This window comes from Paraniabella aurantiaca, from assembly GCF_050309965.1.
In the GTDB taxonomy this organism is placed as follows: Bacteria; Bacteroidota; Bacteroidia; order Chitinophagales; family Chitinophagaceae; genus Niabella.
Genome location: NZ_JBLOSY010000001.1, coordinates 641,725 through 653,983, shown reverse-complemented (window position 1 = coordinate 653,983; position 12,259 = coordinate 641,725). Strand labels below are relative to the sequence as shown.

Here is a 12,259-nt window from a genome sequence, read left to right as displayed (position 1 = left end):
AAGAAAAAGTATTGCCTCGGAAATATGATATTTCACAGTACTCTTGGGAATATTTAAACGAATAGCAATCTGCCCCTAGAATTTCCGGGTCTCACAATCAAGATAAGAAGTTCCCCAGCAAGCCTCTCCGCTGAATAAAGATATTTTCGGGTTAGATTACAGAATGTAACTAAGATCAACCACTCCAATAAAAAAGGCCAGTCATGAGGAGATTTCTCAAAAGATTGTTGAATTCACTAATGACCCCAATAGTTTTCTTAATCGGTTGAACTGGAGCGATTCTGTAAAAACCCGGCTTGAAAAGCTATTTACAATAGTGGACTCTGTAGGTGAGGCTGGCTGTACTTTTCAACAACTGAAGCGAACTATTACTGGTTTTGAACAGGAAGTATTGGAAAGCACGCTCCCACAAATCGACAAAGAAGTGATTTTAAAAGCCAGCTCAACCGCAAGATTCTCTGGCTATCGGTGGAACTGTAAACCGAAGCTGTCAAAACCCTATGAGCCGACCCAACTCCTCACCTACTTGCAAATGCAAAACACCCCACTAACAATGGCAATGGTAAATAAAGACCGACCTGGCTTGTTTAAACGCGTGGGCAGGTGGATTGCAGTTACCAGCATAGACATTATGGGAGCTGTGCATTATTTAAGTGCCGCAGAAGGCGCTGTAGTCAGTGGTTACGCCGGCCTTACCATGGACTTGATGGATAAATTTCATTGATGAGATAGTGATATTGTGGATAAATTCTTTGAAAAGCGGAGTAATGAGTATTGATATTTTTAAAGGAATCGAAAAAGCCGAAGTGGAACAGTTTAGCAAAAGACTGGCGCAGGAAAGGCAAAGAGAGCAGCGGTTTGCTGCTATTCAGATTAAAGGTGAGACACTAGCGGAAAAAGACATCACATTTCACAAAACAGCCTTTGAAGCTTGCAAGTATATGTTAATGGCTCCTACTGATAAAGGGTATTACACCTTTCGATCTTTAAGTCTTTTAGAAGATGACGCAAAACGCATACTGAAGGAGAATATCGCGGAAAAAGAACAAGATTTAAAAAACGTATTTGCAATGGCCATCTCAAAGCAAATGGCAAAAGCTGATTGGTATTACGATTACTCTGATTGGGGATACAAATGGAATAAGGGTAAAAACGAGATAAAAAAGATAATCGCAGAGCTAAAACTCCTATCCCGGCTAGACGGAGGAATAGACAAGGCAAAGGAGCTATGGAAACTGCATGTCCCCCCTCACTCCATAAACGAACCGTTTTTTTTCTCAAAACCCAAGTTGCTGGATAACGCTATGAGCGGGATCATTATGAGACAGGACATCGCATCATTCCAAAAGGCACTTCTAGCCTTACAAAAGGAGGGATACTCCTTTGTTACTCTAAAGTCAGATATCTTAGAACTTCCCCAAGACAGGGTTAAAGGATTCACAAGTATTACGGATGCCAGAAACTATGTAGATTACAACAGCAGTCCGTCCAAAAGTTATTTGATCTATTCCATTGCCACTCTTAAGATCGAGCTTCAGCAAGCTTTAGCACCTAATAAAGATAACCTTTTACAAAACATTACGGAGCGTTTGAACGCGTATCAAAAAGAAGAGAATCGCTCGAGAGAAAATGAACCTCCTAGATGAGCATTTATGAAAACTAAAATTGTGAAATATGTATTTTAAGCAAATGATTGGCTTTTTAGTAAAAGCTAGTTGCGATCACCGTGTAGGCCCCCATCATATTGCGCTTTACATTGCGATATTCCAGCAATGGTGTATGAACAATGGAGAAAATCCCGTTTCGATTACACAAGTCCGGCTACGGGATGTATCAAAGCTTGGAAAGACAGCATATTACCGATGTATGAGGGAATTGGAAGAGTACGGTTATATAAAATATATCAGATCATATAGTCCGGTTTTAGGTAGCCTGGTTTATGTAGAGGATTTTACTTGAAAGTGATAATATCTCCTGATTTCTTTATTGAAGGGTCAGGAGATTATCTTAATAATGTATTAAATGAAAGGAAGCAAAAAATGATTAGGAAACAAGATATAGTTGTCATGAAAGCTGTGGCACTTTGCTTCAAGCCTTTTTTGAAGCCAGAAGAAGCGCTAATTTATTGTAACCTGGCCAGAACACAGTTTGCCAAAAAATGTGAAGAATTTGGGGTTTATAAGAATAATGGCGGTTACTTTAAGAAAGAAGACCTGGACAGGATGTTGAGCGGTGAGTATATTAATACGGGGCCGGGAAAGAAGATACGGGATCTTTAAGCTTTTTATCATCAACTTAATTTTTGTGGTATTGCGAACACAGTAGATATCAAAGATAATCCTCATTGGTGCGGCACGAAGCAAGGCCCAGTAACCGGTAAAAGGGAGTTGATGGAGCAAGTAGGTTATTATATTTGCTAATAACGGTAAGCAGGATTTCAACCGACTATTTACTCCGGTTCTGGCGCTAACCTATGAGAGATGTGCTGTAAGGGATCCGATAAGGACGGTAAATAAAGGCTAACACTATGTATTCAACTAACATTTTTCGGAGAGAGAAATACCAATAGTTCACTCAAGGTATAGTGCTTGTGTTTAAAATATGTTATGGCGATAAATCCTGTTCCCACAACTGTAACATTCTAATCCTTCCTGCAAAATGTATATAGGAAGCTCAAAAAAGGAGCATCATTCTTTGAAAAGCACAAATAGAAACTCGGCTGTAGGTATTCACCATAAGAAAACTGCTATTCACCGGTGATTTCGACGTAGTTCGCCATTATGGTATTGACTCCAGGCAGCCCTTGAGCTTATGTTTGTGAAACAATTGATAATAACTACTACAAACAAATAAAATGAAAAATCTAATTCTGTCTGCCGCAACCTTATTAACGATCACTTTTAGTGCCGCTGCTTCGCCTGTAGAACCAGTTATAAGTGAAAAAGCGCAGGCAACTTTTACAGCTATCTTTAAAAGCGCCGTTGATGTAACCTGGAGTGAAACAGCCAATAGTGTAGAGACATATTTCACCGCTAATGACGTAAAGACCAGAGCTACATTTGATACCAAGGGCAACCTGATCCAAACTGTTCGCTATTATAAAGAAGATGCACTTTCCCCGGTTGTATTGGCTGGAGTAAAATCTTCTTTCCCGGGCAAAGAAATCCATGGCGTTACCGAAGTAAGCAACAAAAATGGTGTTAATTACCGAATCGTTTTAAAAGATAACAAACACTACACTCATATCAATGCCAACAGCACCGGTGATACTGAGGTAGTTTCAAAATATAAAAGAGGCGACAAATAACCTCGAACTTTTTCTCATGTAAAACAACGGAGGGGATTTCTATCTTCTCCTTTTTTGTTTTTAAGCGTTCATTCTACAGATATCCCTATTCTTATCTCACACAATTTTTAACTTCGCGTCCTATTTAGCTGTACCTTCTATTACCATTTGTCGCGGAGAAAGACACATGAGTAAGAAAACGATCGTTATCCTAGACGATAACCAGGAGATTCTAAACATTTTATCGCTGATTTTAGAATCTGGGCCTTGTAATATTATTGCCTGTAATAGTCTAAATCCTTTAGGGCGGAATTAGAAAAGGAATACCGGATCTAATTTTACTGGATATTAAATTACCTGATGGCAATGGGCTGGATTTGTGCAAAGAGCTAAAAGACGGCACTGACACAAAGCATATTCCCATCATCATGTTATCTGCGTATCATGGAAAAGAAACCGGGGCCAAAGGTTATCCAGACGCCTACATTGATAAGCCTTTCGATTTAGAGTACATACAGAAAACCGTTAGCAGGGTATTGAATAGAAAAAGAAACTAACGGCGCTACACTATAAAAAAAGTCCAGCCTTGAAGGAGCTGGACTTTTACATTGTAGTTCCACTCTACAATATCCTAAAATGAGCAGGCATTTCTTCAGGGGATGGCAATAAACTAATGGTCGCAGATTGATCTTTAGGTCTATGCCTTTTATAAGCGCTACTTACCTGTTTTGTAGTTGCATGCCCCATTAGATACGCTACGGTTGCGTCATCTACCCTTCTATCCTGAAGCAAAACAGAGAAACTCGTCCGGCCACAAGACCAGGTGATATGTTTTAAGATTTTCGCAAGATTCATCCAGATCGTAATGATCTTATTACAGGTATCCTGATGCGGTAGTCTGAAAACCCTTTGATCCCCGTACTCGGAAATATCTCCTGCCGGCCTCAAGTAATTGACAATAGCCATTGCCATGGGATGTAAGAACAATACAACTGGCAGACCGGTTTTCTTTTGAATAATAGTGGTGGTTAAATGATGTCCGGCTAATTGATTCCACTTAAGCGTATCGACGTCGCACCACCTCAGACCCGTATAACAGGTAAATAAAAATCCCAATCCTACTTGCTGGTTCGGACAAGGAGTAGTCATTAACGCAAAGTATTCTTCTACCTCCAGGATCTCTTTTAATCGCTTACTAGGTGTGCCGCGTGCTGCTACTTTTTCAACCGGGTTTTTACGGAAGTAACCATCGCTTGTGGCAGCATTCACCACCCACTTAAAGCGAGCAAAATAATTGGCGGGTGTTTCACCGGTAAACCTATCCATCAGGTACTTCCTGAATTGCTTGCAAAGATTTTCCGTGATATCAATTGGTGCGATAAAGTCCTTTTTGATAAGGGCTTTAAAATGTGTCAGGCTATTAATGAGATGCCGGTTATTCTTTCTACGGTTCTGTTTTACATAATCCTCATAATAATCCAGAAAATTAGCTTTAAACTTGTGTTGAGGTATATACTCGCTGCCAACTGCCTGCATTTCGATAATCGTCTGCCCCTTCTTTACATCAAGTAGAACTTTCGTCTCCAGGTTATGTAATTTTTCGGCTTGTGTTTTAGGTTTTACATAAGTAAAAAGACCTGTCGATGGACGCTGACCTGGACCTCTTCCTAAATCGTAAAAATAGTTGTACCTATCCCCTTTTGGATTCTTTCTTTTCCCAATATTCATAACTGCACATTTAAAGGTGATTAAATGATACGTCAACGAATATGCCATTACCGCTCACAGTTAGATGTCGAAATGTGCCTTGGAAATGAACCGGAAATAAGTGGTAAAAACTGTGTCCTACCTGACCTAAATTAGCATGGGTGGTCGTCAGATTATGACATTCCGATAGGAATAGCTTAAACCTTGTAACGGAATTTGAGTGTTTTTTGTCTTTAGTTTTCGAAAAAACGAGGTGTGAAATGAGGGTAAAATCAGACTCAGTGTGCCGGTGCTGTGCCGGTTTTGTGCCCGTAAAATGATGTGTCATTTAGTGTGTCATTTTCGTGTCAAAATAGGTGGTAGTAAGCGTAAAAAAGTGACACGAATTTGACACACCAAAAAATAAAAAAGGCTGCAAATCAATGATTTACAGCCTAAAAAATGTGCCCGAGACGGGATTCGAACCTGCACGCCGCGTTAGCAGCGCTACCACCTCAAGGTAGTGCGTCTACCAATTTCGCCACCCGGGCATTTATTCAAGTCAAAGTTGAAGATTTAAAATTCAACAATGAAATTGTGTAAGAACTAAGGGCCGCAAATGTAAAGAAAAAGTTGAAAAAATTACAAGTTTGATGTTGAAGGTTTGAGATTTACCGATCCTGTAAACTATCAACCGGCTGCTATCACTTCTCTTACCTAATCATCCAGCTTCAATACCGCTAAAAATGCCTCCTGCGGTACTTCTACATTACCGATCTGGCGCATACGCTTTTTACCCTCTTTCTGCTTTTCTAATAATTTGCGCTTACGGCTGATATCACCACCATAACATTTTGCCGTTACATCCTTGCGCATTGCAGAGATGTTCTCCCTTGCTACGATCTTGGCACCAATGGCAGCCTGTATCGCGATCTGGAATTGCTGGCGTGGTAATAATTCTTTTAATTTTTCGCAAAGTTTACGACCGAACTCATGTGCACGGCTGCGGTGAATTAATGCGCTTAAAGCATCTACTTTCTCATTGTTGAGTAATATATCCATCTTAGCAATATCACTATCACGATATCCTATCGGGTGATAATCAAAAGATGCATAGCCTCTTGTTTGAGACTTCAACTTATCATAAAAATCAAATACAATCTCCGTTAAAGGCATCTCAAAAACCAGCTCCACACGGGTGGTAGTCAGGTAACTTTGATTAATAAGGAAGCCACGCTTACCCAGGCAAAGCGTCATAATATTACCGATATATTCCGGCTTTGTAATGATCTGAGCCTTGATAAACGGCTCTTCAATACGATCTGTCTTAACCGGATCAGGAAACTCTGACGGGTTATTGACAATGATTTTCTCTCCTTTGGTGGTGTAAGCGATAAAACTTACGTTAGGCACCGTGGTAATTACGGTTTGATTAAACTCACGTTCCAGGCGCTCCTGGATGATCTCCATGTGCAGCATTCCTAAGAATCCGCATCGGAAACCGAAGCCCAAGGCCTGCGATGTTTCCAGCTCAAAAGTTAAAGAAGCGTCGTTCAACTGCAGTTTATCCATACAGTCGCGCAGCTCCTCGAATTCATCGGTATTAACCGGGTAAATACCCGCAAATACCATGGGTTTTACCTCTTCAAAGCCTTTGATTTGCTCGGGATTAGCATTCGATGCTAAAGTAATGGTATCCCCTACCTTTACCTCTTTCGCATTTTTAATACCAGTAATAATGTATCCTACATCGCCGGCACGAACCTCTTTCTTCTCGGTCATTTTCAATTTTAAAATACCGATCTCATCTGCCTCATACTCCTGGCCGGTGCTTACAAATTTTACTTTATCGCCCTTCTTAATTGTCCCGTTCAGAATACGGTAATATACAATGATACCACGGAAACTATTAAATACGCTATCAAAGATCAATGCCTGTAACTGCGCCGACTCATTTCCTTCAGGGGCCGGAATTCTATCAACAATAGCCTCCAGCACTTCGTCAATTCCTAAACCCGTACGACCGCTGGCTAACAAAATATCCTCCGGTTTACAGCCAATAAGCTCAATGATCTGGTCTTTTACCTCTTCGATCATTGCACCATCCATATCAATTTTATTGATTACCGGGATAATTTCAAGGTCATTATCAATAGCGAGGTATAAATTACTAATCGTTTGAGCCTGAATACCCTGTGTTGCGTCTACCAGTAACAAAGCGCCCTCACAGGCTGCCAGTGCACGGCTCACTTCGTAGCTAAAATCTACGTGGCCGGGCGTGTCAATCAGGTTTAGCGTATAATCATCACCTGCTTTAGACTTATAATTAATCTGTATGGCTTTACTTTTAATAGTAATGCCTTTTTCGCGCTCCAGGTCCATATCGTCCAATACCTGGTCCATCATCTCCCGGTCGCTAATGGTATTGGTTTGCTGTAAAAGCCTGTCCGCCAGGGTACTTTTACCATGGTCGATATGTGCAATAATGCAGAAATTCCTAATATGCTTCATATTCTAAAACCTCTTTGGAGGCGTGCAAAGGTACGATAAAATACGATGACAGGAATGCTATATAATACCGGCTTCTGCTATACCACCCGGCGATCGCAAATTCCCACGGGCATCTATACCTGGGAGTAGGACGCAGGAACCAAAAAGGTATTACTGATTTTAGAAATTGTATTGGCATACTGGGTATCAGCTATCAGCCTTTTCCATTCAGGATCAGCCACAAAGGAAGCCCATCCTTTATCACGCTCTTCCATATTATTACAGGTAATCATATAGGTGATACGGGGTAACCTGTCGCCCGCAATCACCTCACCAAAAAAAACCGGGTTCAGTTTTGCCCTTTTAAAAATGGGATACTCGCCATCATTGAACATCTTGATTTTTCGTTTTACTGCATCTTCACTGTAGCCTTCATAGGTTCTTAATTCAAATATCCGGGGTATGCCTGCCGGTACAGCCATTACCGGCCAACCGTCGAAAGCAGTCATAAGGGCAGAGGTAAAGCGATTATATACGGGTTTACTGGCTGGTATATTGTTGTAGGAAGTGCTATTCTTAAAAAAATCAGGATCATTTTTAACCATGGCGTTTATAGAAAAATAGCTTTCAGCAGAAGAATAAGGAATCAATAAATAAAATTTAGCGGGCTCAGACTCTCTCCATTCCCTGAAAACACCTACTGTTTTTACTCCGTATTTATTGAATGCCGGTATCAAGGCTGTTTTAAAATAGTTTTCCAGCAGACTTTTATCTGCACCAAATAACAATTCATACTCCCGCCATTCATACACTTCCTTTGGTACAGCGGTTCCGTCGCCGGTTGATGCATGTGTGCCGATTGTTGTAATACCTGCGGCAACCGTAAAAGAAGATTGAAGAAATTTCCTGCGTTTCATATATTGATTTTTTTAGCAAAGACTATATAGCGGTTCCTTTATCTATGGCTCTTCTAAAATAGGACATCTTTTCGGGTAAAGCTAAAAAATGATGAGAGACCGGCACCCTCATACAAAATCTGTCAAATGATATCACTGGCCGGTTGTTACATGTATAGTCACTATCATTGAGATCATAATCTTTACATTTTTCCCTGCAGGAATAGTAAAATTTTTCTACTTTGCACGTTTTTAAAAATACCACATGCAGTATTTCGAAGGAAGTTCCATCACCCATATCGCCGTTCATAATGTTGGCAACGAGTCTGAAGGAGAATATTTAACCCTATCCAAAAAAGAACTGGTGCTTGACCCTGAAGTAAAGGATCTGCTAATCAAATACTTTTTAACACCTTTCAAATCGGAGGAATATTTTCAGTTCTTTAGTGAAGGCCATATCAGCAATAACGATGTGTGGAAATCAGTTTGTTCTATATTCGATAATCCGGAACAAACGCTTTTACAATCAAAGCAACTGGCACAGCATTTATATAACCTGGGTAATCACCCTAATGTTAAAGGTGGCGAGCTGTATGTGGTTTACTTTAGAGAAGGTTTGCTGAACGGCGAAACGGTAGACGCGATTGGGATCTTTAAATCGGAGCAGAAAGAACCTTTCTTAAAAGTGTTTCCTGTTGAAGATTCGTTTGAAGTGGAAAGCGAACAAGGAATTAATATTAACAAGCTGGATAAAGGCTGCATGATCTATAATACCGACCGGGAAAACGGCTTTATCGTTTCGGTGGTGGATACCAAAAGTAAATCGGCGGAAGCACGCTATTGGACGGATAGTTTCCTGCGCATACAGCAAAGACAGGATCAGTATTTCAATACCGAAAGCACTATGTCGCTCTACAAAACCTACGTAGTAGAGCACCTGCCCGAGCAATACAATGTAACCAAGGCCGACCAGGCTGATATGTTGAACCGCAGTATGGCGTTCTTTAAAGAAAAACAACATTTTGACCAGGAAACTTTTAACAACGAAGTGTTGCATCACCAGGACTTCATTGAAAGCTTTGATAAATACAAACAACACTATGCCGCCGAAAGAGATATTGAGATAGCCGAAAACTTCTCTATTTCACCGGCTGCTGTAAAAAGCCAGAACCGCGCTTATAAAAGTGTGATCAAGCTTGATAAAAATTTTCACATTTATATTCACGGCAACCGCGACATGATTGAGCATGGAGAAGATACTAAAGGCCGCTTCTATAAGCTGTATTTCAATAACGAGGAGTAGCGAGGTACTACTTATGGCAATTGGCCGAGGTTCACCTGGGGCTTTTTACCAGTTGGCTTTCGCTCGAAGGGTTGATTGTAATTTGTATAATCATTAAAGAACCCGCAGTTTCTTAAAAAGAACCGCTGATCGCTGGCACCGCCACTGTAATCTTTACGATATCCTACGCGAGCTGTATTATCCGCTGTAAAAGTAGCTTTAGTCAATTCATGCCATTCGCCTTTAGCATCTCGCACCCACTGGTTACCAAAATACACTTTGCGTTCTATATTACCCATATCCGGATTAAAGTTCTCCAGGAAGGAATGAGGTCTCTTTAAATAAGTGGCCAATTTAGGTCGTCTGAAACTGGCCACGAGTCGCCAGTTATTCTTTTCATGATCAAAAAAGTAAGCTGTATAAATGGTGTGCGATTCACCATCGGGCACCACGTGAAGTAAGAATTTCTGTGTCTCATCAGCTTTCCAGTTATACTTTAAAAAGCTTTGACCGCCCGAACCTTCATTTCCAAATTCTCCCGTGTAAACATCAGCACCTTTCTTCAGCATTTTTATTTTTTGATCTTCAGGGATCGCCCTGGGATCATCCGTATGAAAAGGGCTCCAAACCGAAAATAACACCCGCCTTTCAGAAGGCCCGTTTACCTGCATTCCAAAATACCCCTCACCAAATCCATTCGCCATAAAATAAGAACCCAGCACATCGTCACCTTTTGGAACGGTCACTTCATTATAGAACCACTCTGCATCAACTCCCTTTGGTAACTGGTAATTCATATGCACCGAAGGACCTCTTCGACCCCAATGAAAAAAATTGCCCTCATTGTTTTTCGTATAGCTGGCCTGACCTGTTATGGCAGTGCCCTCCAGCCTCAGCGCTTTAACACCAGGATACTCGGCTCCTGTTTTTCTGAGCCCTCTTACCACAATAGCTACATAGCCGCTATCTTTTAACATCCATTCTCCTGCCCAATGTAACGTATCGCTTTCATCAACAGTTATCTTTTTAATAACACCCGCGATGGAAACCGATAATTGCGAAGCTGCTGACAGTTTATCCGTCTCCAACCCAACTCTTACTGATCCGGGCTGAGTTGTCCGTATATAAGCCGTAAAACCTGTATTATCCTCCTGCCAACGGGCAACCCCGTTATTCCTGATCCGCGGGCTATTGAAATTATCTAAACTCCAGGCATTACCACCTAGGGGTAACAACACCGGCTGGCTATGAACAACACTTACTAAAAATAATAAATAGCAAAATGACAGTAACTTACTCATAAAATAATTTATTGGGGCTTCAACAAATTTATAGATACCTCAATACAAAAAGCTGATCAATCGTTTGCATAAGGCATACATTGCCAACTTACCACAAGAAATCAACAAACATTCCGCTAACAAAAATGCCCCTGTAAACAGGGGCACCGTTTAAAATATTATTACCGGCGAGTTATTTAATCAACTCCGCGAGTTTAACCTGCAACTCCTCTCCTCTTATATTTTTAGCTACGATCTTACCAGACGGATCCAGCAAAAGATTTTGAGGGATAGCCTGTATACCATACTGTTTGGCCACCGCATTGTCCCAGAATTTAAGATCCGAAACATGTGTCCAGGTCAGATGATCCTTGGCAATGGCCGCTAACCATTTTTTTTGACCGTCTCTTTCTTCATCATCAAGGGAAACACCCAGTACTGCGAAATTTTTGTCTTTATATTTATTGAACGCTGCTACTACATTAGGGTTTTCGGCGCGGCAGGGTCCGCACCAGCTGGCCCAGAAATCTACCAGCACATATTTACCCCGAAAAGATGCCAGGGAAACCATTTTACCAGATGTATCGGCTTGAGAAAACTCAGGAGCGATGGCTCCGATGGCAGTTGCTTTGGCGATAGTAATCTTTTTACCAAAGCGCTGACCCGCTGCAGTACTACGGGTAGCTACCGGCAGCGTGTTATATAAAGGTTCAATTTTGGCAATATCAATATCATATCCGGCGTACTGTCCCAGCGCATATAAGGCAACAGGGGACGAAGGATTTTTTCTTACATAGGCTCCATACACTTCCTCATTCATTTTATTTTGCAGCACATCATAACCTTCTTCAACTTTCCTCATGGCAGCTGTATCATTCGCCTCCCGGTATTTAGGATAATCTGCTGTCAGCTCGCGCATTTGTTGTTGAAAAGGTTTGATATCCGATTTAAGTTTTGAAAACTCGGCATTAGCCTTCGACTCCTTTACAGAGATATTTGAAAAAGAATCTATGGAAACCACTGTATTCACCCCTTTTTCAACAAATATTGATGCGGCGCTGTTACTGGTTCCCCTTTTAGCAGGACTGATAATAGAAAGGTTCACCATTAAAGGCATTTCGGATTCTGCCGATATAGTGTACATCGCATCTTTAACGGGCACACTATCTCTCACCACATCATCTCCATTACGGTAGGAGTAAAACAGGAAGGGCACTTCCTCTTTTATATTTTTTAAAGTTCCTTTAATAGTAGCAGTGGTGGTTTGGGCAAACACTGCAAAAGGTAAGCCCAGGCTTAGACTTAATAAAATTTTCTTCATATAAAAATTAAATATATT

11 protein-coding genes and 1 tRNA gene are annotated in these 12,259 nt (G+C 40.9%); 6 read left to right on the top strand and 6 right to left on the bottom strand.

Features of this window, described 5'->3' with window-relative positions; translation table 11 throughout:
* Nucleotides 1–265 precede the first annotated feature (265 nt).
* From ACLOAU_RS02910 to ACLOAU_RS02890, 5 genes are all read left to right on the top strand, one after another.
* Entirely contained in the window at nucleotides 266–724 is a 459-nt protein-coding gene (locus ACLOAU_RS02910; protein ID WP_427860330.1) for a hypothetical protein, read from the top strand.
* Nucleotides 725–767: 43 nt separating this feature from the next.
* Complete coding sequence (locus ACLOAU_RS02905) at nucleotides 768–1,646, top strand: hypothetical protein (RefSeq protein ID WP_427860329.1); 879 nt, start codon at nucleotides 768–770, stop codon at nucleotides 1,644–1,646.
* A gap of 393 nt (nucleotides 1,647–2,039) precedes the next feature.
* Complete coding sequence (locus ACLOAU_RS02900; protein ID WP_427860328.1) at nucleotides 2,040–2,279, top strand: hypothetical protein; 240 nt, start codon at nucleotides 2,040–2,042, stop codon at nucleotides 2,277–2,279.
* 575 nt (nucleotides 2,280–2,854) lie between these two features.
* Complete coding sequence (locus tag ACLOAU_RS02895) at nucleotides 2,855–3,307, top strand: hypothetical protein (RefSeq protein ID WP_427860327.1); 453 nt, start codon at nucleotides 2,855–2,857, stop codon at nucleotides 3,305–3,307.
* 290 nt (nucleotides 3,308–3,597) lie between these two features.
* Nucleotides 3,598–3,843 carry a response regulator gene (locus tag ACLOAU_RS02890; protein WP_427862672.1) on the top strand — a complete coding sequence of 82 codons (246 nt, stop codon included), beginning with the start codon at nucleotides 3,598–3,600 and terminating at the stop codon, nucleotides 3,841–3,843.
* A 64-nt stretch (nucleotides 3,844–3,907) separates the two neighbouring features.
* On the opposite strand, the gene ACLOAU_RS02885 is transcribed toward ACLOAU_RS02890, so the two are convergent.
* The 4 genes from ACLOAU_RS02885 to ACLOAU_RS02870 form a co-directional block, all read right to left on the bottom strand.
* Nucleotides 3,908–5,014 carry a site-specific integrase gene (locus ACLOAU_RS02885; RefSeq protein WP_427860326.1) on the bottom strand — a complete coding sequence of 369 codons (1,107 nt, stop codon included), beginning with the start codon at nucleotides 5,012–5,014 and terminating at the stop codon, nucleotides 3,908–3,910.
* 423 nt (nucleotides 5,015–5,437) lie between these two features.
* Nucleotides 5,438–5,523: transfer RNA gene (locus tag ACLOAU_RS02880), tRNA-Leu, on the bottom strand.
* A 166-nt stretch (nucleotides 5,524–5,689) separates the two neighbouring features.
* Nucleotides 5,690–7,483 carry a translation elongation factor 4 gene (gene lepA, locus ACLOAU_RS02875; RefSeq protein ID WP_427860325.1) on the bottom strand — a complete coding sequence of 598 codons (1,794 nt, stop codon included), beginning with the start codon at nucleotides 7,481–7,483 and terminating at the stop codon, nucleotides 5,690–5,692.
* 113 nt (nucleotides 7,484–7,596) lie between these two features.
* The gene (locus tag ACLOAU_RS02870; protein ID WP_427860324.1) at nucleotides 7,597–8,379 is read right to left on the bottom strand and encodes an NIPSNAP family protein; all 783 of its coding nucleotides are present in this window, start codon (nucleotides 8,377–8,379) and stop codon (nucleotides 7,597–7,599) included.
* A gap of 244 nt (nucleotides 8,380–8,623) precedes the next feature.
* Between ACLOAU_RS02870 and ACLOAU_RS02865 the strand changes: the two genes are divergently transcribed.
* Nucleotides 8,624–9,661: a nucleoid-associated protein gene (locus tag ACLOAU_RS02865; RefSeq protein WP_427860323.1), complete on the top strand. Its 1,038-nt coding sequence runs from the start codon at nucleotides 8,624–8,626 to the stop codon at nucleotides 9,659–9,661.
* An 11-nt stretch (nucleotides 9,662–9,672) separates the two neighbouring features.
* Here ACLOAU_RS02865 and ACLOAU_RS02860 read toward each other — a convergent pair whose 3' ends face one another.
* Entirely contained in the window at nucleotides 9,673–10,941 is a 1,269-nt protein-coding gene (locus ACLOAU_RS02860; RefSeq protein ID WP_427860322.1) for a DUF3472 domain-containing protein, read from the bottom strand.
* 172 nt (nucleotides 10,942–11,113) lie between these two features.
* Nucleotides 11,114–12,241 (bottom strand): redoxin domain-containing protein, encoded by a 1,128-nt coding sequence (locus ACLOAU_RS02855; protein WP_427860321.1) that lies wholly within the window; start codon nucleotides 12,239–12,241, stop codon nucleotides 11,114–11,116.
* Nucleotides 12,242–12,259 lie beyond the last annotated feature (18 nt).

Excerpts from the sequence above, each read along its gene's own strand:
- ACLOAU_RS02860 (WP_427860322.1), bottom strand. The coding sequence starts at position 10,941 with ATGAGTAAGTTACTGTCATTTTGCTATTTATTATTTTTAGTAAGTGTT.
- ACLOAU_RS02900 (WP_427860328.1), top strand. The coding sequence starts at position 2,040 with ATGATTAGGAAACAAGATATAGTTGTCATGAAAGCTGTGGCACTTTGC.
- lepA (WP_427860325.1), bottom strand. The coding sequence starts at position 7,483 with ATGAAGCATATTAGGAATTTCTGCATTATTGCACATATCGACCATGGT.
- ACLOAU_RS02870 (WP_427860324.1), bottom strand. The coding sequence starts at position 8,379 with ATGAAACGCAGGAAATTTCTTCAATCTTCTTTTACGGTTGCCGCAGGT.
- ACLOAU_RS02865 (WP_427860323.1), top strand. The coding sequence starts at position 8,624 with ATGCAGTATTTCGAAGGAAGTTCCATCACCCATATCGCCGTTCATAAT.
- ACLOAU_RS02885 (WP_427860326.1), bottom strand. The coding sequence starts at position 5,014 with ATGAATATTGGGAAAAGAAAGAATCCAAAAGGGGATAGGTACAACTAT.
- ACLOAU_RS02855 (WP_427860321.1), bottom strand. The coding sequence starts at position 12,241 with ATGAAGAAAATTTTATTAAGTCTAAGCCTGGGCTTACCTTTTGCAGTG.
- ACLOAU_RS02895 (WP_427860327.1), top strand. The coding sequence starts at position 2,855 with ATGAAAAATCTAATTCTGTCTGCCGCAACCTTATTAACGATCACTTTT.
- ACLOAU_RS02905 (WP_427860329.1), top strand. The coding sequence starts at position 768 with ATGAGTATTGATATTTTTAAAGGAATCGAAAAAGCCGAAGTGGAACAG.